This is a genomic window from Oceanobacillus sp. FSL K6-0251, assembly GCF_038004725.1.
Taxonomy (GTDB): domain Bacteria; phylum Bacillota; class Bacilli; order Bacillales; family Amphibacillaceae; genus Oceanobacillus; species Oceanobacillus oncorhynchi.
Map to the genome: position 1 here is coordinate 2,204,016 of NZ_JBBORS010000001.1, position 21,416 is coordinate 2,225,431.

The 21,416-nt window shown below is 41.0% G+C and carries 16 protein-coding genes, 1 pseudogene and 1 riboswitch; of the genes and pseudogenes, 14 read left to right on the top strand and 3 right to left on the bottom strand.

The window, feature by feature from the left end; all coding sequences use genetic code 11:
- Nucleotides 1–155: 155 nt before the first annotated feature.
- From acnA to MKY45_RS11140, 4 genes are all read left to right on the top strand, one after another.
- Complete coding sequence (acnA, locus tag MKY45_RS11125; RefSeq protein WP_341172920.1) at nucleotides 156–2,867, top strand: aconitate hydratase AcnA; 2,712 nt, start codon at nucleotides 156–158, stop codon at nucleotides 2,865–2,867.
- A 156-nt stretch (nucleotides 2,868–3,023) separates the two neighbouring features.
- Nucleotides 3,024–3,623: a TlpA family protein disulfide reductase gene (locus MKY45_RS11130; protein ID WP_042533799.1), complete on the top strand. Its 600-nt coding sequence runs from the start codon at nucleotides 3,024–3,026 to the stop codon at nucleotides 3,621–3,623.
- A gap of 28 nt (nucleotides 3,624–3,651) precedes the next feature.
- Nucleotides 3,652–4,074: an acyl-CoA thioesterase gene (locus MKY45_RS11135; protein WP_341172921.1), complete on the top strand. Its 423-nt coding sequence runs from the start codon at nucleotides 3,652–3,654 to the stop codon at nucleotides 4,072–4,074.
- A 93-nt stretch (nucleotides 4,075–4,167) separates the two neighbouring features.
- Nucleotides 4,168–4,464, top strand: a complete 297-nt coding sequence (locus MKY45_RS11140) for a hypothetical protein (protein ID WP_193062061.1) — start codon at nucleotides 4,168–4,170, stop codon at nucleotides 4,462–4,464.
- Nucleotides 4,465–5,197: 733 nt separating this feature from the next.
- Here MKY45_RS11140 and yidD read toward each other — a convergent pair.
- The 3 genes and pseudogenes from yidD to plsY all read right to left on the bottom strand — a co-directional run.
- Nucleotides 5,198–5,413 (bottom strand): annotated as a pseudogene (yidD, locus tag MKY45_RS11145) (membrane protein insertion efficiency factor YidD); the annotation flags it as partial.
- Between the two features lie 6 nt (nucleotides 5,414–5,419).
- Nucleotides 5,420–6,352 carry a GTP cyclohydrolase FolE2 gene (gene folE2, locus MKY45_RS11150; RefSeq protein WP_042533806.1) on the bottom strand — a complete coding sequence of 311 codons (933 nt, stop codon included), beginning with the start codon at nucleotides 6,350–6,352 and terminating at the stop codon, nucleotides 5,420–5,422.
- Nucleotides 6,353–6,475: 123 nt separating this feature from the next.
- Nucleotides 6,476–7,057 carry a glycerol-3-phosphate 1-O-acyltransferase PlsY gene (plsY, locus tag MKY45_RS11155; RefSeq protein ID WP_042533808.1) on the bottom strand — a complete coding sequence of 194 codons (582 nt, stop codon included), beginning with the start codon at nucleotides 7,055–7,057 and terminating at the stop codon, nucleotides 6,476–6,478.
- Nucleotides 7,058–7,279: 222 nt separating this feature from the next.
- Here plsY and MKY45_RS11160 point away from each other — a divergent pair, with 222 nt between their 5' ends.
- The 10 genes from MKY45_RS11160 to MKY45_RS11205 all read left to right on the top strand — a co-directional run bounded on the left by MKY45_RS11160 (nucleotide 7,280) and on the right by MKY45_RS11205 (nucleotide 20,775).
- Nucleotides 7,280–8,254: an ABC transporter ATP-binding protein gene (locus MKY45_RS11160; protein ID WP_341172922.1), complete on the top strand. Its 975-nt coding sequence runs from the start codon at nucleotides 7,280–7,282 to the stop codon at nucleotides 8,252–8,254.
- Nucleotides 8,251–9,774 carry an ABC transporter permease/substrate-binding protein gene (locus MKY45_RS11165; RefSeq protein ID WP_193062064.1) on the top strand — a complete coding sequence of 508 codons (1,524 nt, stop codon included), beginning with the start codon at nucleotides 8,251–8,253 and terminating at the stop codon, nucleotides 9,772–9,774. Before MKY45_RS11160 ends, MKY45_RS11165 begins: the two co-directional genes overlap by 4 nt.
- Before the next feature lie 43 nt (nucleotides 9,775–9,817).
- The gene (locus MKY45_RS11170) at nucleotides 9,818–10,234 is read left to right on the top strand and encodes a CoA-binding protein (RefSeq protein ID WP_084612960.1); all 417 of its coding nucleotides are present in this window, start codon (nucleotides 9,818–9,820) and stop codon (nucleotides 10,232–10,234) included.
- Nucleotides 10,235–11,071: 837 nt separating this feature from the next.
- Nucleotides 11,072–13,027, top strand: coding sequence for a DNA topoisomerase IV subunit B (gene parE / locus MKY45_RS11175; protein WP_042533814.1), 1,956 nt, complete (start codon nucleotides 11,072–11,074; stop codon nucleotides 13,025–13,027).
- Nucleotides 13,028–13,052: 25 nt separating this feature from the next.
- Nucleotides 13,053–15,512, top strand: a complete 2,460-nt coding sequence (gene parC / locus MKY45_RS11180) for a DNA topoisomerase IV subunit A (protein ID WP_341172923.1) — start codon at nucleotides 13,053–13,055, stop codon at nucleotides 15,510–15,512.
- 184 nt (nucleotides 15,513–15,696) lie between these two features.
- On the top strand, nucleotides 15,697–16,839 hold the full coding sequence (locus tag MKY45_RS11185) for an acyl-CoA dehydrogenase family protein (RefSeq protein WP_341172924.1): 1,143 nt from the start codon (nucleotides 15,697–15,699) through the stop codon (nucleotides 16,837–16,839).
- 16 nt (nucleotides 16,840–16,855) lie between these two features.
- Nucleotides 16,856–18,211 (top strand): acetyl-CoA carboxylase biotin carboxylase subunit, encoded by a 1,356-nt coding sequence (locus MKY45_RS11190; RefSeq protein ID WP_341172925.1) that lies wholly within the window; start codon nucleotides 16,856–16,858, stop codon nucleotides 18,209–18,211.
- Between the two features lies 1 nt (nucleotide 18,212).
- Nucleotides 18,213–18,422: an acetyl-CoA carboxylase biotin carboxyl carrier protein subunit gene (locus MKY45_RS11195; RefSeq protein WP_042533822.1), complete on the top strand. Its 210-nt coding sequence runs from the start codon at nucleotides 18,213–18,215 to the stop codon at nucleotides 18,420–18,422.
- Between the two features lie 21 nt (nucleotides 18,423–18,443).
- Nucleotides 18,444–19,223, top strand: a complete 780-nt coding sequence (locus MKY45_RS11200; protein WP_042533823.1) for an enoyl-CoA hydratase — start codon at nucleotides 18,444–18,446, stop codon at nucleotides 19,221–19,223.
- 22 nt (nucleotides 19,224–19,245) lie between these two features.
- Nucleotides 19,246–20,775: an acyl-CoA carboxylase subunit beta gene (locus MKY45_RS11205; protein WP_212929133.1), complete on the top strand. Its 1,530-nt coding sequence runs from the start codon at nucleotides 19,246–19,248 to the stop codon at nucleotides 20,773–20,775.
- A 338-nt stretch (nucleotides 20,776–21,113) separates the two neighbouring features.
- Nucleotides 21,114–21,224, top strand: a riboswitch (SAM riboswitch).
- Nucleotides 21,225–21,416: the final 192 nt, after the last annotated feature.

The window sequence follows — 21,416 nt, forward strand, 5'->3', positions numbered from 1 at the left end:
TCTACTATTTAACAATAATTATTTGTTTTATTTGCTAGATTCCTATATTATATATATTGAAGGCTCTATTTAGTTGAATAGCAGTATGGATTAAAAAAAGTAATACCTTCTCATTTATTTGCGAGAAGGAGAGGAAATGAAAGGGGTAACACAATATGTCGAACACAAATGCGTACAATGCAAAAAAGCAGTTCGAATTAAACGGTAAGACGTACAATTATTATCGTTTAAAGACGCTGGAAGAAGCGGGGCTAGGTAAAGTAGATCGTTTGCCTTTTTCTGTCCGTGTTCTTTTAGAATCATTATTAAGGCAACAAGACGGCCATCAAATCAAAAATGAACATGTTGAATCATTAACACATTGGGGAACGGATAAAGCAACTGGAGCAGATGTTCCATTCAAGCCTTCCCGTGTTATTCTTCAAGATTTTACAGGGGTACCTGCAGTCGTTGACCTTGCGTCCCTCCGTAAAGCAACGGTTGATCTTGGAGGAGAGCCGGATAAAATCAATCCGGAAGTTCCAGTAGATCTGGTTATTGACCACTCTGTACAGGTTGACCAATATGGTACTCCAGATGCGCTGCGTGCAAATATGGAATTGGAATTCGAACGTAATGCAGAGCGTTATCAGTTCTTGAACTGGGCACAAAAAGCGTTTAATAACTACCGTGCAGTTCCACCGGCAACTGGTATCGTTCACCAGGTTAACCTGGAGTATCTGGCTGACGTTGTACATGCGCGAGAAAATGAAGATGGAACTTATGAAACGTTCCCTGATACACTTGTAGGTACTGATTCCCATACAACAATGATTAACGGTCTGGGTATCCTTGGCTGGGGTGTTGGCGGAATCGAAGCAGAAGCAGGCATGTTAGGACAGCCTTCTTATTTCCCTGCACCGGAAGTCATCGGGGTCAAATTTACTGGTTCCTTCCCGAACGGAACAACAGCGACAGACCTGGCGTTAAAGGTAACGCAGGTGCTGCGTGAACAAAGTGTAGTTGGCAAATTTGTAGAGTACTTTGGTCCAGGACTAAAGGATATGCCATTGGCTGACCGTGCTACAATTTCAAATATGGCTCCAGAATATGGCGCTACTTGCGGATTCTTCCCGGTTGATCAGGAAACACTTGATTACATGAAACTGACTGGACGCAGTGATGAATTAATCAGCGTTGTTGAAAAATACTGTAAAGAAAATGATTTATGGTATGACGCAGATGGTACTGATCCGGAATATACAAAAGTAATTGAAATCAATTTGTCCGAATTAGAGCCGAACCTTTCCGGACCAAAACGTCCGCAAGATTTAATCGCGCTTTCTGACATGAAGAAAGAATTTAATAAAGCAATTACTGCAAAAGAAGGTAACCAAGGATTCGGATTAGATAAATCTGAATTTGATAAAGAAGTTGAAATCAACCATCCAAATGGAAAAACTTCTGTTATGAAGACAGGAAGCCTTGCTATTGCAGCAATTACATCTTGTACAAACACATCTAACCCATATGTTATGTTAGGTGCAGGTCTGGTTGCTAAAAAAGCTGTCGAAAAAGGCCTGGAAGTTCCTGAATACGTAAAAACTTCCTTAGCACCAGGATCAAAAGTGGTAACTCGCTACTTAGAGGACGCCGGTTTACAAACATATTTAGATAAACTGGGCTTTAACCTTGTAGGTTATGGATGTACAACATGTATCGGTAATTCCGGTCCTTTACGTGAAGAGATTGAAGAAGCGATTGCAGCAAATGATTTAATTGCATCTTCCGTATTATCTGGTAACCGTAACTTTGAAGGTCGTATCCATCCGCTGGTAAAAGCAAACTACCTTGCATCTCCACCGCTTGTTGTAGCATATGCGCTTGCTGGAACAACAGATATCGACCTTGTAAAAGAAGCGATTGGTAAAGATAAAGATGGTAACGATGTTTACATGAATGATATCTGGCCATCACTTACTGAAATTAAAGAAGAAGTGGAAAAAGTAGTTACACCTGAAATTTTCCGCAAAGAGTATGAAAATGTATTCCAATCTAACGAGAAGTGGAATGAAATCGACACGACAGATGAGCCTTTATTTGAATGGGATGAGGATTCTACTTACATCCAAAACCCTCCATTCTTTGAAGGATTGACTCCGGAAGCTGGAACAGTTGAACCGCTAAGCGGATTACGTGCTATCGGATTGTTTGGCGATTCTGTAACAACAGACCATATTTCACCAGCAGGTGCTATCGCAAAAGATATACCGGCAGGTAAATTCTTGCAAGAGAAAGGAGTTTCACCAAGAAACTTTAACTCTTACGGTTCTCGCCGCGGTAACCATGAAATCATGATGCGCGGTACATTTGCTAACATTCGTATCCGTAACCTGCTGGCTCCTGGTACAGAGGGCGGTTATACAACTTACTGGCCAACTGGCGAAGTCATGGCAATCTATGATGCTGCAATGAAATATCAGCAGGATGGAACAGGTCTTGTCGTTATCGGCGGAAAAGATTACGGAATGGGATCATCCCGTGACTGGGCTGCCAAAGGTACCAACCTTTTAGGAATTAAAACAGTAATTGCTGAAAGCTTCGAGCGTATTCACCGTTCTAACCTTGTTATGATGGGCGTATTGCCGCTTCAATTTGAAAAAGGTGACAGCGCGGAAAGCTTAGGATTAACTGGTAAAGAAACATTTGCTGTAGAAGTAGATGAGTCTGTTAAACCAGGCGATTTAGTGAATGTAACTGCAACAGATGAAGACGGAAAAGTAACTTCATTTAAAGCAGTTGCCCGTTTCGACAGTGATGTAGAAATTGATTACTATCGTCATGGCGGTATCCTTCGTATGGTATTGCGTGAAAAAGTAAAAGCATAAGCAGTCAGCTGCTTTGTAAGAGAAAAAGGGTCTTTGCTTTTTATAGAGCAAGGCTCTTTTTCTATGCATTCCTATTGAGGTCTGTATTCTTTACAAAAGTGAAGTTTCTCTTTACGATAGAAGTAGGAAAACAATGTGGATGGTGGGAGATACAAATTGTATAAACGGATATTTTCGCTTGTTTTATTATTAGTGCTTGTTGGAATTGTTATCGCGAATGTGCTTCAGAACAGAGCTGCGGACAATGCTGCTGAAGAAGAGGAAGCAGTGCTTGTAGACGATGGATCTTCCAGTCAGGGAGCTGCGATTGCACCTGCGGAAAGTGCCGGAGTAGAGCCTGGTGAGCCAGCTCCAGATTTTGAACTGGAGACATTAGAAGGAGAGACTTTCAAACTTTCTGATTTGCAAGGAAAGAAAGTGATTTTAAACTTCTGGTATTCCTGGTGCCCGCCTTGTATTGAAGAAATGCCTGAAATACAGGAATTTTATGAGGATTATCAGGATGAAGTTGAAGTTGTTGCTGTCAATATGACGAAGCATGAGAATCAGCTTTCGGATGTTGGCGATTTTATCGATGAGCATGAGCATACCTTTACGGTTCCTTTAGATAGAGAGGATACGTTATCGGAGCCGTATGTTGTCTATGCCGCACCGACGACATATTTTATAGGCACGGACGGAAACATACAACAGCCTAGAAGAATCGGACCGATGGACTATGAATTTATGGAAGAAATGGTTCAAGGAATGGATTGATTGAGAGAGAAGCAAGGAGGAAGAAAGTTTGTTAGTTACAGAAACACCAATAGAAGTAAGATACCAAGAAACCGATCAGATGGGTGTCGTCTACCATGCAAACTATCTTGTTTGGTTTGAAATCGGGCGTACAAAGTTTGTAGAAGCCTTGGGGCTTAATTACCATCAAGGAATGGAACAGCAAAATGTGGTTTCGCCAGTGATTGATGCCCGGATTTCATATAAAAACGCAGTTCGCTATGGTGAAAAACCTATTGTAAGAACGTGGCTTGATGCATATGACGGCTTGCGTACGGTTTACCGTTATGAAATTTTGAATGGGTCTGGAGATTTAGCTGTCACTGGTACGACGACCCATACGATTGTTGATAAAAATACGTTTCGGCCGCTGTCTATTCGAAGAAAATTTCCTGATTGGCATGCCGCATATCAAAACCAGCTTGGCAGTTAAGAAAGTATAAACTTTCTTACTGCATAAGTGTAACTAAGGTTGTCACCTAAAGGCTTGGTGACAACCAAGTTTTCTAAAGAAAGAGGAATAGGAATGGCTTTTGGATTAAAAAGAGAAGAGTTAAACGAGTGGAAGCGGAATGTCCGTGCCGGAGAGATTGATTTTATTACTCATTATTGGCTGGATGACCGTTTTCCAGGCTGTAATACAGTAACCAAAGTGGGTTGCAGTGATTTGGAAAAGCTGAAAGCATGGGGAAGAAAATATCAGTTGGATGAATCCTGGATTGATTTAAAGCCCAAATATCCCCATTTTGATTTATTCGGGGAATACCAGTGGAAAATTTTAAAATCAGAAAACCGGCTGGAACAATTAGAGCGGTTTAAATAATTATTCAACTTTCGCACATTAAATAATAACTTCATTTCCATAGAAACAGAAGTTGATTGTTCCTTCGCTAACACTCTTGATAAAGAATAGAAGGTGAAGTGTATATCACCGTTGCGGCGGACCGTTTTGCTTTCCGACGTCCTGGGCCGGCGATTACTCGTCCCATCGAAAACTTTTGTACGTCGGAAAGCGGAGTGGTTGGCCGGAGCGGAGCTATGCACCATCACCAATTCCAAAAAAGCCGGATATTTAACCAAAATGCAAGTATGGTAATGGAGAACATGCTTACCCTGGAATAGCAAGATATATTTGCTTATTCTTAGGTGCGAAAGTTGAGATAATTAAAAAACGCAGGCGGACATATGTCTTCGCCTGCGTTTTTAGCATATCATTTTTACAATCAGTTGTTCTCAGGATATTCAATTTTTGGTTCTTTTTGTGTCTCGTCATAAGAAACAGATAAGTCTGCACCTTCAAAATACCAATCATCTGATTCTTCGATAAAGAAATGAATGCCTTCTACCAATGTAGAAGCAGATTCATTTTCGGGTGCTTCTGCTTTAATACCGAGGGAAAAACCGGCAATTCTGCCGCCGACTCCGCCATATCTTGGGAAGAATCGTATATTCTTTTCGTTTTGTAAATCTAATTCTTCTTTATACCATTTTGCTGCTTGTTCTGATACGGTGATTTCCATTATATCTCTCCCTTTTCCTGCTGTTTTGTCTTCTCCCTTTTTTTCCGGAACGTAATCTACGCCGCCTGGGTGAAATGGATGACATTTACTTATTCGCTTTATAGTTAATATTCCACCTTTAAAAAATCCAAAACGCTGAAATGCTTCTAATGCATAAGCTGAACAGGTTGGATAGAAACGGCAGGTTGCTGGTGTAAAAGGACTGATGGCAAGCTGGTAAAAGCGAATCAATCCAATAAAAATATATTTCATTTGTCGTTACCCTTGTCTGTTGCGTTTATCATAGGTAACAGAAGCAATTGCATCATGCATATGGATCGATTCTTCATTACGGCATGCTACATGGAACTTCATCACTGCCGGCAGCTCGTAAAGATCGGCAGCAATTAAACGAACCATATCCTCTACAAATCGGGGATTTTCATAAGCTGCTTCTGTCACCATTTTTTCATCCGGTCTTTTCAGGATAGGGTGAAGTCTGGCGCTTGCATTACTTTCTGCAGCTTCTAATAAAATGCCTTTCCAATCCCCGTCTGTATTAGAAAAACTTGGCTCCAGCTCAGTTTCCACGGTTACATTACCACGTTGGTTATGAGCGCTGTATTCACTGATTTCTTTGGAGCATGGGCATAATGTTGTTATTTGTACGTTTAGAGAAACAGTGATTTGATAATCCTCGTATTTGGAGTAACGTACGGAAACAGATGCTTCTGCATGGTTTAAACCAGCAGCATAGGTTTGGGGTGCTTTCCGCTCATAGAACCACGGGAAGCTGACAGAAACCGTTGCATCTGTTTGTTCCAATTTCACGGCCAGATCCTTTGCGAACTGTTTTAATTCATCAATAGAAACGGTAAATCCGCCTTGATGATATTGCTCTAACAGCTCCATAAAACGGCTCATATTCGTCCCTTTGCTATTCGCAGGGATGCTGGATGAAAAGGTGAACGTGCCGACGGTGGTTTGTTCAAATGGAGCTTGTCCGCTTAGGACACGGACAGGGTATTTTACATTAGAAACACCGACAACATCCAAATCAAAAAGAAAATCGCGTTTTACATTTTGCAGGTCAGCCATTTCGTTTTTTTCAGTCGGTTTTTTCTTCTCACCAGGAGGAACAGAACCGAATAATTTATGTCTTTCTTCCTTTGAAGGAAGTTTTTTTAATGGAATCGTGTTTAATTGATGCATAAAAACGTCCTTTCCTGATAAACATCTGAAAGCTTAGACTAGAAGCTCAAGGATGTTCAAACAATCTTTAATTATAGCCACTAGTATACTGAATTCGGCTTAAATATTCAATTTATCGGCTTTCTACATCCAGGTTATTTTAGGTTCTGTTCCGTTTATTATCCGTTTAATATTGGCCCAATGCCGATACGCTACAAAAGCAGTTAATATCAGGATAACGACAGTCAACCCGGTATTTTGGAAAAACAGCGACGCGAAAAAGGCCACAACTCCCGTAATCATAGAGGAAAGGGAAACATATTTAGATAAATATAATGACAGTAAAAATGTTGCAATCATAATAATAAATAGGATAGGATTAATCCCTAGTATCATCCCTCCTGATGTTGCAACAGCCTTTCCGCCTTTAAATTTAGCAAAAATCGGATAAGTATGACCTAATACAGCGATAATACCTATAATCAACGGATAGGCATCCGCATGAAATAATTGAGGTAATACAGCAGCAGCCGTTCCTTTTAAAATGTCGCCTAAGATAACGATGCTTCCAGCTTTTATTCCAAGTACACGGAAGGCATTGGTGGCTCCAAGGTTGCCGCTTCCATGCTCACGAATATCTATTTTATAACCAAGCTTGCCGATAATTAAGGCAAATGGAATAGATCCTAAGAGATATGCGATAATCCCGAAAATAATATAATCCATACGTTCCCAACTCTCTTTTTCAAATTCTTATTCTATGTTCCTATGGCTATTTTAGCATGAACCAATCTGTTTAAGTACAAAAATTTTTAAGAAAAACACAGCAAAGCTTTCCATTTACTAATTTATTGTTTTCCTTATCCTTGATTTAAAGTGAAAAATAATACAGCAGCAGGTTTTTAAATAGTCACAAGCGGGAATCTTTTTATGAAGGAGGTTATTCTTATGATTACATTTAAAGATATTACAAAAACATACCCTGATGGGACAACCGCTGTCGACCAGTTTAATCTGACGGTCGAAAAAGGGGAATTTATGACACTTATCGGTCCCAGCGGCTGCGGTAAGACAACAACAATGAAAATGATCAACCGTCTGATTGATCCCTCTGCAGGAACAATATACATAAACGAGAAACCGGTAAGTGATTATTCCATTGACGCATTACGATGGAATATTGGATATGTTCTGCAGCAGATTGCTTTATTTCCTCATATGACTGTTCAGGAGAATATACAAGTTGTTCCAGAACTCCTGAAATGGAAAAAAGGAGAAAAAGAGAAACGAACAGATGAATTACTGGATATGGTGGGGCTCGATCCATCAATTTTTAAAAAAAGATATCCAAGCGAGCTTTCGGGAGGACAGCAGCAGCGTATCGGTGTTATCCGGGCATTAGCTGCAGACCCTGATATCGTATTGATGGATGAACCATTCAGCGCACTCGATCCAATCAGCCGGGAGCAATTACAAATGGATATCGATAAATTACAAAAAGACATCAAGAAAACGATTGTATTTGTTACCCATGATATGGACAAGGCATTGAAAATGAGCGACCGGATCTGTTTAATGAAAGAAGGGAGTGTGGTTCAATGCGGTTCGCCTGAACAATTAATGAAACACCCTAAAAATGATTTTGTGGAGGAATTCATTGGAAATCGAAAATCAGCCTGGCTGACATTTGTTCAGAAAGTTATGAAAAATGATGTACCAGCTGCTCATGACCGGGAGCCGGAAAATGTCATGACAATTCCTGCAACGAGTACAATAGAGGATGCATACGCAATAATTCAATCAGTAAATCAGATTGATTTTCCGGTAGTCGATGACAATCAGAAAACCATCGGAATTGTTACAAGAGATGAATTGCTTCAATACTTCTATCAACAGGAGAAGGAAGGGGCGAGCGTTTTATGAAGGAATTTATAAACGTGTTCCAGAATCGGCAGGATATGCTTCTTCAGGCGATTTGGGAGCATTTGCAAATTTCTTTGATATCACTTGGAATTGCGATTTTAATCGCTGTGCCAATCGGCATTATACTGACCAGATATCCACGCATTGCCGAGCCTATCATTGGCACATCCGCAGTTCTACAGACAATTCCGAGTCTTGCTGTATTGGCTTTTTTGATCCCGTTTTTAGGAATCGGTATCCAGCCGGCTATCGTTGCCCTAGTCCTTTATGGGCTGCTGCCAATCCTAAGAAATACATACACAGGGATAGACGGTGTAGATCCTGCCTTACGGGAAGCTGCCAGAGGCATGGGGATGAATACAAAAAAGCAATTAATGCGAGTAGATCTGCCAATTGCGATGCCGGTTATTATGGCTGGTATTCGCACCTCCATGGTTCTTATCGTTGGTACTACAACTATCGCAGCTTTAATCGGTGCTGGCGGACTCGGAGATATCATTTTACTCGGTCTGGACCGGGGCGGCGATATTCCGCTTGTATTATTAGGTGCGATACCGGCAGCTTTATTAGCTGTTATGCTTGATTTTATTCTGCGTTTATTTGAAAAGCTGTCTAAAAAATATGGTATTCAGGCATTTATTGCGATGCTTGTTATTGTTGTACTTGTCATCACCATTCCCTTGATGATTCCAAGCAGCCAAAAGGGAGAAATTGTGATAGCCGGGAAATTAGGAGCTGAACCAGAAATTATTATGAATCTCTATAAAATTTTAATTGAGGAAGAAAGTGATATCACTGTTGATATAGAACCGAATCTTGGAAAAACAGATATGGTATTTAACGCACTCCAGCAGGGCAGCATTGACATTTATCCGGAATTCACAGGGACGGTTATCGTTTCGCTGCTTGATGAACAGGCGGAATCCAATGAAGCAGAGGAAGTATATGCACAAGCCAGAGACGGTATAAAAGAAGCATATAATTTGGAGCTTTTAGAGCCAATGTTGTTTAATAATACGTATACAGTAGCAGTTACAGAAGAATTTGCGGAAGAAAACAATCTGGAGGATATCTCTGATTTGAAGTCGATTGAAAACCAGGTAACAGCCGGATTTACATCCGAGTTTAATGACCGCTATGATGGCTATGTCGGGATGCAGGAAGTATATAACCTGGACTTCAACGAGGTAAACACAATGGATCCAGGCCTTCGTCAGGGAGCCATTTCGGGCGGTGAGGTAGATGTGATTGATGCCTATGGAACAGACAGCTATATGGTAGAATTAGGGCTGGTATCCTTGGGAGATTCTGAAAATCTATTTCCGCCGTATCAGGGTGCACCGTTAATGCGAGCAGATACGTTAGAGGAATATCCAGAGATTGAGGACATATTAAATCAGCTGAGCGGACAAATTACGGATGAAGAAATGCAGGAAATGAATTATCAAGTGGATTATGAGGATGCAGCTGCAGAAGATGTTGCCAGGGATTACCTGATGGAAAATGGTTTTATTGAATAAGTGGAAAAAGAGATTCTAAACACAAACTAAAGGAGGAATTACCATGTCCATTGAAAACCCAAGTAAAGAAAGAATAAAAGAAATCCTGGAGAATGCGAAGACGATTGCGGTTGTAGGCTTATCTGCTAATCCAGAGAGAACCTCGTATCAAATAGCTCATAGAATGCAGGAGGAAGGATATAAAATTATTCCTGTCAATCCAACCATTGATGAGGTTCTTGGAGAAAAAGCCTACAGCTCCCTGGCAGAGGTAGACGAACCAATCGATATTATCAATGTTTTCCGCCGTCCGGAGCATCTGCCTGATGTCGCGAAAGATGCTGTACAGACGAATTGTAAGATGTTCTGGGCGCAGCAGGGAATTGTGAACGAAGAAGCTTATAATTATTTAAAAGAGCATGATTTTGAAGTCGTTATGGACCTTTGCATTAAGGTGTTACACGCAGTTTTATTAAAATAGTGTATAAACAATTAAAGACTGAGCCAGGCATGATAAGCCTGGCTCGGTCTTTTTGTTTCAGCGGATGCAGCCGGCAGCTTGCCCGGGTGAAAAGCATCTTCTGCTGACTATGCGCTTATCACAGAGATCATGCAACGGTTATTGCAGCAAAAAACGGCATTAAATTGCCCCGCATTGGTGCAGTTACTTGTCCTGCCGGAGAACTTTTACGTATATTCTCATTGCTAAAAAACGGGTTCAACAATTGGCTGTGGTTCTATGCAAATAAATGATTATCTTGCTTTTCTGCGATTTTTCCCATAAGATATTAATGATGTAAATATGGATATAGTGCGTTTGCCCTTTATGTGGAATGAGCATGTTTAGACTAGACGGAGAAACAAATTTTGCTCTATAGTGTATAAACAAGGTTTTATTTATCACCGATAAGCGTTTATAAACTTTCCTCGAAAGGATGCTTCATGTTATATAGATAGAACAAGGGTTGAAAGAAGCGTAATATAAGTATAGCTGCCTCTAATTCTAACCTGCAGATTTTTATCAACAAAAATTGTTTTTCTGTTAGAAGATTGTAATGAAGTTTCACTTTATTAGAAAGCATGGCATTTTTTAAAAGGGCCTCTTGAAAGTGCAAGCTGCTTTTCCGAAGCTCCTTATACTTTTAATCATGTAAGTCCTGATTGAATCGCTGACTCGTATCGAGGATAAACATTTATGAGGAACGCTAATACAGGAACATCGTGTTCGTGTTACAAGCAGGATAATTTTCTGTTTGCTTAATAAGAACGAATGTTCTATGATGTATATAGAGGTAGTATTGAAAGGAGAAGATGATTCGTGGAGAAAGAATATCAATACTCTGATAGCTCCATTCAGGTGCTGGAAGGACTGGATGCTGTACGAAAACGCCCAGGGATGTATATTGGAAGTACAGACATTCGCGGGCTGCATCATCTTGTTTATGAAATTGTTGATAATGCTGTTGACGAAGCGCTGGCTGGTCATGGCAATCAAATTACGGTAACCATACATAAAGATGACAGTATTTCTGTGGAAGATAGCGGCCGCGGTATGCCGATCGGAATGCATGCAACCGGAAAACCAACTACTGAGGTTATATTTACGGTGCTACATGCAGGCGGAAAGTTTGGGCAAGGAAGCTATAAAACAAGCGGAGGATTGCACGGGGTAGGTGCTTCTGTTGTTAATGCCTTATCGGAATGGCTGACAGTAACCACTTACCGCGACGGTCATAAATATGAGCAGCGTTTTGAAAATGGAGGACATCCGGCAACGACCTTAGAGGATAAAGGACCTTCCAGAAAGAAAGGTTCCTGCATTCATTTTAAGCCGGATCCATCTATCTTCTCGACAACGGTATTTAATTTTGAAACAATTTCCGAGCGTTTACGGGAGTCTGCCTTCTTATTAAAAGGGCTAAAAATTGAACTGAAGGATGAACACAATGGAGAGCAGCAGGTTTATGAATATCCTGAAGGCCTAAAATCTTTCGTAGAGTGGCTTAATGAGGAGAAGGACGTGCTTCAGCCAGTTGTTTCATTTGAAGGGGAGCAATCGGAAATTGAAGTTGAATTTGCTTTTCAGTTCAATGACGGCTTTGCTGAAAATATGCTTTCCTTTGTAAACCATGTGCGGACCAGGGACGGCGGTACACATGAATTTGGAGCCAGAACAGCAATTACCCGTACCATAAATGATTATGCAAGAAGAGCAGGGTTATTAAAAGAAAAAGATAAGAACTTGGAAGGGACAGATATCCGGGAAGGATTAACTGCGATTGTGTCCGTCCGTGTTCCGGAGAATAAGCTGCAATTTGAAGGGCAGACAAAAGGCAAGCTGGGAACAACAGAAGCCCGTTCGGCCGTTGATGGCGTAGTATCTGAACATCTGACATACTTTTTAGAGGAAAATGCAGAGATTTCTTCTTTGCTGATTAAAAAATCTATCCGTGCAAAAGAAGCACGGGAAGCTGCCAGAAAAGCACGTGAGGAAGCACGTACCGGAAAGAAACGAAAACGAAAAGATACGTTGCTTAGCGGAAAGCTGACCCCGGCACAATCAAAGAACCCAAAAAAGAATGAACTTTATCTTGTAGAGGGAGACTCTGCCGGCGGTTCAGCAAAGCAAGGGCGCGACCGTAAATTCCAAGCTGTGCTTCCGCTCCGGGGAAAGGTTATCAATACGGAGAAAGCTAAGCTGGAGGATGTCTTTAAAAATGAAGAAATTTCAACGATTATCCATACGATAGGTGCCGGAGTCGGCGGAGATTTTAATTTGGAAGACGTCCAATATGATAAAATTATTATTATGACCGATGCAGATACCGATGGAGCGCACATTCAAGTGCTGTTGTTAACCTTTTTCTATCGATATATGCGTTCTTTAGTGGAGTCGGGAAAAGTGTTTATTGCTCTCCCGCCGCTGTTTAAAGTATCAAAAGGAAAGGGAAAACAAGAAAAAACACGTTATGCCTGGGATGAAAATGAACTCCAAAAAGCAGTGAAGGAATTAAAAAATGGCTATGATATTCAGCGTTATAAAGGTCTCGGGGAGATGAATGCGGATCAATTGTGGGAAACAACGATGAACCCGGAATCACGTACCCTTATTCGTGTATCCATTGATGATATAGCGCGTGCAGAACGGAGAGTAACAACGTTAATGGGGGATAAAGTAGAACCCCGCCGTAAATGGATTGAAGGTCATGTTAAATTTGGTTTGGAAGAAGATGCAACCATTTTAGAAAATGAAAATATTCATAAGGAAGATTAGTTCGGATTGTAAGGAGTGATTCCATTTGGATCAAACAGAGAAATATTTAGATCTCCCCTTAGAAGAAGTTATCGGAGATCGCTTCGGAAGATACAGTAAATATATCATTCAAGATCGTGCGCTGCCTGATGCCAGAGACGGCTTGAAGCCTGTACAGCGGCGTATTCTTTATGCCATGCATGTAGAGAGAAATACGCATGACAAGAATTTTAGAAAAGCTGCTAAAACGGTTGGAACCGTAATCGGTAATTACCATCCACATGGAGATTCTTCTGTATACGAAGCAATGGTCCGCTTAAGCCAAAACTGGAAGGTACGTAACAGACTGATAGAAATGCACGGGAATAACGGCAGTATTGATGGAGATCCCCCTGCAGCAATGCGTTATACAGAAGCAAGATTATCTCCGATTGCGTCAGAGCTTCTTCGGGATATTGACAAAGAGACAGTAGAATACATTCCTAACTTTGATGAAACAACCGATGAGCCGGTTGTTTTACCGGCGAAATTTCCGAATCTCTTAGTAAATGGTTCTACAGGAATCTCCGCAGGCTATGCAACCGACATTCCTCCTCATAATTTAGGAGAAGTAATCGATGCAGTGATTATGCGAATCGATAAACCGGGATCAAGTGTAGATGATTTAATGCGTGTGCTGAAAGGACCTGATTTTCCGACCGGCGGCATTATTCAAGGGGTCGAAGGAATCAAAAAAGCATATGAAACCGGCAAAGGAAAGGTTGTCGTTCGCGGAAAGGCAGCCATTGAAACGTTAAAAGGGAACCGTGAACAAATCGTTGTGACAGAGGTACCTTTTGAGGTGAACAAAGCAGCAATGGTGAAGAAAATGGACGAGCTCCGTATTGACAGGAAGGTCGAGGGCATTGCGGAAGTACGCGATGAAACAGACCGGACAGGCCTCCGTATTGTTGTTGAGTTAAAGAAGGATGCAAATAGTGAGGGTATTTTAAACTTTTTATATAAAAACACAGACCTGCAGATCACATACCATTTCAATATGGTTGCTATCAAAGATAAAACGCCGACACTCTTATCCCTGCCGCAGCTTCTAGATGCGTATGTCAGTCATCAGCGCGAGGTTGTAACGAATCAAACCCGATTTGATTTAAATAAGGCGAAAAAGAGAGCACATATTGTCGAAGGCTTAATCAAAGCAATTTCGATTTTAGATGAGTTGATTGCCACCATCCGCGCATCAAAAGATAAGGCGGATGCAAAAAACCAGATTATGACTAAATACGGTTTTACCGAACCACAGGCGGAAGCAATTGTTACTTTGCAGCTTTATCGGCTGACAAATACGGATATTGTTCAGCTTGAGGAAGAAGCTAGCGAATTAAGAAAACAAATGGAGAAGCTGTCTGCTATTTTGGAAAGCGAAAAGAAATTATTGCAAACCATTAAAAATGATTTAAGACAAATCAAGAAAAAATTTGCAGATGACCGCCGCACCCATATCGAGGAAAAAGTGGAAGAACTGAAAATTAATATTGAGGTGACCGTGGCAAGTGAGGATGTGTTAGTTTCCGTAACCAGAGACGGTTATGTCAAACGAACCAGCCTAAGGTCCTATGCAGCTTCCAATAGTGAGGATTTACCGCTGAAGGATGATGATCATCCGATAAGTCTCCTGGAAATCAATACAACGGATAATATCATGTTATTTACGAACAAAGGAAGATATATTATTTGTTCTGTTCACGAGCTTCCGGATATACGCTGGAAAGATATGGGACAGCATATTTCGCATATTGTTCCGCTGGAAAAAGAAGAACATTTTATTAAGGTCATACCTGTACGTGATTTTAAAGAAGAAGACGGCTTTCTAATGTTCTTTACTCGAAATGGCATGGTCAAACGCAGCGAATTTCAGCTTTATGAAGCGCAGCGACGTGGTAAGGCGTTAATTGCGTTAAATCTGAAAAATGATGATGAACTGGTTCATGTAAGCCGTACAGATGGCGGGAAAGATATATTTATCGCAACCAACAAAGGCTATGGTCTATGGTATGAAGAAGCAGAAGTGTCCATTGTCGGGCAGAGAGCAGCCGGAGTAAAATCGATCTCTTTAAAAGAGGATGATTTTGTTGTCAATGGACAAGTATTTGATCTGGAAGCACCAAAAGATTTATTTATCATTACGCAGCGCGGAGCCAGCAAACGCATGAAGCTAAAATCCTTTGAAAAAGCAAGCCGGGCGAAGCGCGGATTGCTTATGCTGAAGGAATTAAAGAAAAAACCGCATCGGATCCAAGGATTCTTTATGGTAAATAATCAGGAAATGATTTGCTATAAAACGAAAAATGGCGATACACAGAAGGTATATCCGCTGGAGTTATCCGCCTCCGATCGTTATGGCAACGGATCGTTTATGATTGATGCCGATCAGACCGGTGAAGTGATGGAAGTATATAAAGAAACAGTGTATGAAAAACCATTTGAAAATAATGATGAAGAATCGTAAAAAAATGATATTAACTCCCTGACAATGCCAAAACATTGTTAGGGAGATTTTTGTATTTTAGTTGAATAAAGAAGTCAGAGCAGCTGCTCAAGAAAAAGATTTTTATCTTTTCCTTTGCCTAATTCCCAGCTTTTGATAAAATGATAATGTAAGCGTGTTCAATTCGTCAAAAGGGGGTACGAGAATGGATTTTGATTTAACCAAGGAACAAAAGATGATTCAGCGGATGGTTTCTGACTTTGCTGAAAAAAACATCCGTCCAAGAGCAATCGATATTGATGTTAATGCAGCTTTCCCGGAAGATATTTTTCAAGACATGGGAGAGCTTGGTTTATTAGGGATTCCATTTCCTGAAAGCTATGGAGGCTCGGGCGGTGACACCGTTTCCTATGCCATCGCTGTAGAGGAAATCGGCCGCCGATGCGGAAGTACGGGCTTAAGTTATGCCGCTGCAGTTTCTTTAGGTGCCAGCCCGATTTATTATTTTGGAACAGAAGAACAAAAGCAGCGGTTTTTAAAACCAATTGCTGAAGGCCGTTCTCTTGGAGCTTTTGGTTTAACAGAACCGAATGCAGGGTCTGATTCCGGGGGGACAAAAACTACTGCTAAATTAGACGGAGACGAATATATTATTCAAGGAGAAAAATGTTTTATTACCAATGCCAGTTTTGCAGATTTTATTATTGTAACGGCAGTCACGAAAAAGGATGCAAATAACAAGAATAAAATATCTGCCATCATTGTGCCGACAGATGCTGAAGGGCTGACTGTCCGCAGTGATTATGACAAAATGGGCGTGCGCGGGTCAGATACCGCAGAAGTCATCTTGGATAATGTCCGTGTTCTCAAAGAAAATTTACTTGGTACAGAACATCAAGGCCATCAGCAATTTTTAAAAACATTAGATGGAGGAAGGATTTCTATTGCGTCATTAGCTGTCGGTATTGGTCAGGCGGCTTTAGACCGTTCCTTGCAGTACGCGAAGGATCGTAAACAATTTGGCAAATCCATTTCCAGTTTTCAGGCGATCCAATTTAAATTAGCAGATATGGCGATGGAAATTGAGCTTGCTCGTAATATGGTTTATAAAGCAGCCTGGTTAAAGGATCAGAATAGAAGCTTTTCCAAAGAGGCAGCATACGCAAAATTGTACGCAACGGAAATGGCATTTCGTGCGGCAAATCAGGCGATTCAAATTCATGGCGGTTATGGTTATATGCGTGAATATGAAGTAGAAAGGCTGCTCAGGGATGCTAAGTTATTGGAAATTGGAGAGGGGACATCTGAAATCCAACGCTTGGTTATTGCAAGACAGCTAGGCTGCTAGAGAAGGAGAGAAGATCATGATACAAAAAGTATTGATTGCTAATCGCGGTGAGATAGCCAGAAGAATTATTCGCAGCTGCAAAGAATCAGGTATCAGGACGGTAGCTGTCTATTCCGAAGCAGATGAGAATGCTTTATTTAAACAAGAAGCTGACGAAGCTTATCCTATCGGTCCTTCACAAGTGCAGCAAAGCTATCTTCAATTAGATAAAATTATAGAAGTGGCCAAAAAAACAAATGCCGATGCAATTCATCCAGGCTACGGTTTCTTGAGTGAAAGCCCTTCATTCGCTGAACGCTGTAAAGAAGAAGGAATTATTTTTATTGGACCGGAAGCGGCTATTTTAAGTCTGATGGGAAGTAAAATTGAAGCTCGAAAAGCGATGATAGCAGCGGGGGTGCCTGTAATTCCCGGTACTGATCGTGCGGTGGAATCGCTGGAAGAAGCGGTCACTTTTGCCGAGCAAATTGGCTACCCTGTGATGTTAAAAGCATCTGCAGGCGGTGGAGGTATCGGAATGGAGGTTGTTCACACTTCGGATGAACTGCGAAAAGCTTTTGAAAATAACTCCAAGCGGGCCTTGTCTTTCTTTGGGGATGGAGCAATGTTTTTAGAGAAACACATAACAAACAGCAGGCATATTGAAGTACAGGTTTTAGCAGATTGTCATCAGCATACGGTTCATTTATTTGAAAGAGAATGCTCTATTCAGCGCCGGAATCAAAAGGTCTTAGAAGAAGCCCCATCGCCATCTATTTCTGAAGCACTTCGCATGAAATTAGGAGAAACAGCTGTTATCGCTGCGGAGGCAATTGATTATAGCAATGCCGGAACAATTGAATTTTTAGTTGATGAATCGGAGCAATTTTATTTTTTGGAAATGAATACACGTATTCAGGTAGAGCACCCCGTCACAGAAGAAATAACAGGGATTGATATTGTCAAAGAACAGATTCGTATTGCCAATCAGCAGGCACTGTCTTTTACACAGGAAGAAATCACCCGAAACGGGCATGCGATAGAAATAAGAGTTTATGCAGAAGATCCCATTCGATTCTTTCCATCGCCCGGAAAAATCACAGCACTGGAACTGCCTGAAGGAGAAGGTGTCCGTAATGAATGTGCTGTTGCATCCGGAGATATGGTAACTCCTTTTTATGATCCAATGATTGCAAAACTGATCGTTTTTGGGGAAAACCGGGCAGAAGCGAGGAATAAGCTGGAAAAAGCGCTTGGTCGATTCAAAATAGAAGGGATAAAAACCAATATACCGATGCTTCAGGAAATTATCACCTATGAGGCATTTAAAAAAGGAAATACACCAACAAACTTTTTAGATAAATATTATCAACCAACTACAGGAGGGAATTAAGATGGAGATTAAAGCATCGATGGCAGGAAATGTGTGGAAGATTACAGTGCAACAGGGAGAGGCTGTGGAAGAAGGGCAGGATGTCGTTATTCTAGAGTCAATGAAAATGGAAATTCCGATTGCTTCAGAGGGAAAAGGGATTTTGAAGGAATGGAAGGTGCAAGAAGGAGATTTTGTTAATGAAGGAGATACGATTGCAATCGTTGACTAAATCAGTTTGGAGTGAACGCCTATGCAACTTGTAAACGTAGAAACAGTGGATAATCATATCGCTGTTATCACATTAAATCGGCCGGAAGCAGCCAATGCATTATCTTTCGCGTTACTAACAGAGTTAGAGAATTGTATTCAAAAAATCAGTACGGATCGTGCTATACGCTGTGTGATTATTACAGCCAGCGGAGAAAAAGCTTTCTGTGCCGGAGCAGATTTAAAAGAACGAAAGGCAATGAATGAGGAGGAAGTTGTTGCTGCTGTACAGAAAATTAGCAGACTTGCCGATTCCATAGAAAAAATAGAGGTTCCTGTAATTGCTGCTATTAATGGCGTCGCCTTTGGAGGTGGACTGGAAATCGCTTTAGCCTGTGACCTGCGCATTGCGGCCAATCATGTAAAGCTGGGGTTGACGGAAACCTCTCTGGCGATTATACCCGGAGCCGGCGGGACACAGCGTTTGCCAAGATTAATTGGAATCGGCCAGGCGAAACTGCTTATTTATACTGCCAAAACAATTTCAGCAGAGGATGCATTAGCCATTGGACTGATTGAGCGGTCAGTCGCCACTTCTTTTTTACAAGACGAAGCAATAAGTATTGCCCGGAAAATAAGCCAAAATGGACCGATTGCTATGAAGCAGGCTAAACAAGCGATTAATCAAGGAATGGATCTTTCGATAGATGAAGCGGTTCAATTGGAACATGCAGCTTATGTAAAACTAATACCGACAAAGGACAGAAAAGAAGGATTGCTTGCATTTCAAGAGAAAAGAAAGCCTGATTACCATGGAAGTTAAAGCCGGAAAGGAGAATGCTTATATGCCTGTGAATCAAGAACTTAAGGAGCGTATAGAAAAAATAAAAAAGGGAGGAAAACAAAAGTATCACGACAGCAATGCTGAAAAGGGCAAGCTTTTTGCTAGAGAAAGAATCCAGCTTCTTTTTGATTCTCATGAGACACTTGAGGATGGTTTATTTGCCAATGCGATGGATGAAGACCTGCCGGCAGACGGCGTGGTTACAGTAACAGGAAAAATAAACGGTCAGACAGTTTGTGCGATGGCAAATGATTCGACCGTCAAAGCAGGAAGCTGGGGACAGCGGACGGTGGAGAAAATTTTACGTATTCAAGAGACGGCTGAGAGGCTGGAGGTGCCCATGGTTTATCTGGTAGACTCTGCCGGTGCCCGAATTACAGATCAAATAGATATGTTCCCGGGAAGAAGAGGAGCGGGACGTATTTTCTATAATCAAATTAAGCTGTCAGGAAGAGTGCCGCAAATCTGCTTATTGTTTGGTCCATCCGCTGCCGGCGGTGCCTATATTCCGGCCTTTTGTGATATCGTTGTCATGGTTGATGGGAACGCATCGATGTATTTAGGTTCACCGCGAATGGCTGAAAAGGTCATTGGCGAAAAGGTTTCTTTAGAGGAAATGGGCGGAGCAAAGATGCACTGTACAACCTCAGGAGTAGGCGATGTTTTAGTAGATACCGAAGAAGAAGCGATTCAATTTGCACAGAAGTACTTAACGTATTTTCCTGCTAATTTTCGTGAGAAGCCAAAAAAAGCAGCATCTGTAGAACCAAAAAGCTTTGATAAGCCAATCAGCGAAATTATTCCAGAAAATCAAAATGCTGCTTTTGATATGTATGAACTGATTGACCGTACAATTGATGAAGGCAGTTTTTGTGAAATAAAAAAGCGGTTTGCTCCAGAATTAATTACTGGGCTGGCCCGTATCAACGGTCAAAGTATAGGAATCATTGCTAATCAGCCACGTGTAAAAGGAGGCGTTCTTTTTACGGATTCAGCAGATAAAGCAACAAAATTTATCCAATTATGTGATGCGTTTGAAATTCCGCTGCTGTTCTTAACGGATGTACCAGGATTTATGATTGGAACAAGAGTGGAGAAGCAGGGAATTATTCGCCATGGAGCCAAAATGCTGTTTGCAATGAGTGAGGTAACGGTACCTAAAATTTCTGTTATTGTCCGAAAGGCTTATGGAGCTGGTCTATACGCGATGTCAGGGCCGGCTTTCGATCCGGATTGCTGTTTAGCCTTTCCAAATGCACAGATTGCTGTTATGGGACCGGAAGCAGCAGTGAATGCAGTAGAAGCAAATAAAATCGCTCAGCTTCCAGAAGAAGAAAGGGAGGCATATATCGCAGAAAAGCAGGCCGCCTATAAAGAGAACATTGATATTTACCGCTTAGCTTCCGAAATGATTATTGATGATATCATTGATCCAGATCATCTTCGGAGCGAGCTGACAAGACGTTTCATCATTTATCAGAATAAGAAAAAGCAATTTACCGAGAGAAAACATGGGGTTTACCCAGTGTAAACAAATAATGGAAACGCTTAGGCTAGAATGTGGTCTAAGCGTTTTTACTGAAAACAAAAGAATATTAATTCACCATAATTGTATTATGTAAACTAAATGATGAATTTTAAGGACACGATGAAAAAAGCTGCTCAATCGATTTAGCATCGTACTCTATAGCAGGAAAATATAATTACATGTGATAAAACAACCAGTCGCCGCTTACAGCAAAAAGATATCTGCTAATATTATCAATAGATTTTGATCAAGAAACGCTTCATTAAATTAAAATTTCCACTTGACATATTTTTTGAATTCGATAACATATAAAGAAATCTTAAAAAACTAAATAATGTAATTCCTTATCAAGAGCCGGGGGAGGAACTGGTCCTATAATCCCGCAGCAACCATTACTGGAAACGCAGTAAAATGGTGCTAATTCCAGCAAGTTTTCACTTGAGAGATGAGGCAGTGTGTAAAGAAACCCTCTTCTCCTGGAAAAGGGGTTTTTTCATTTTTAAACAAGGGTAGGGAGGGAATAATTTCAAAGGGGCAAGCATGGCTTAAAACCGAGTAATTAGATAGGTAAAGTTTAATTATTATGGTGGCTGTAAGAAAATTAACGAGATGGATTTACAATTTGTATGATTTTATCGCAGCAC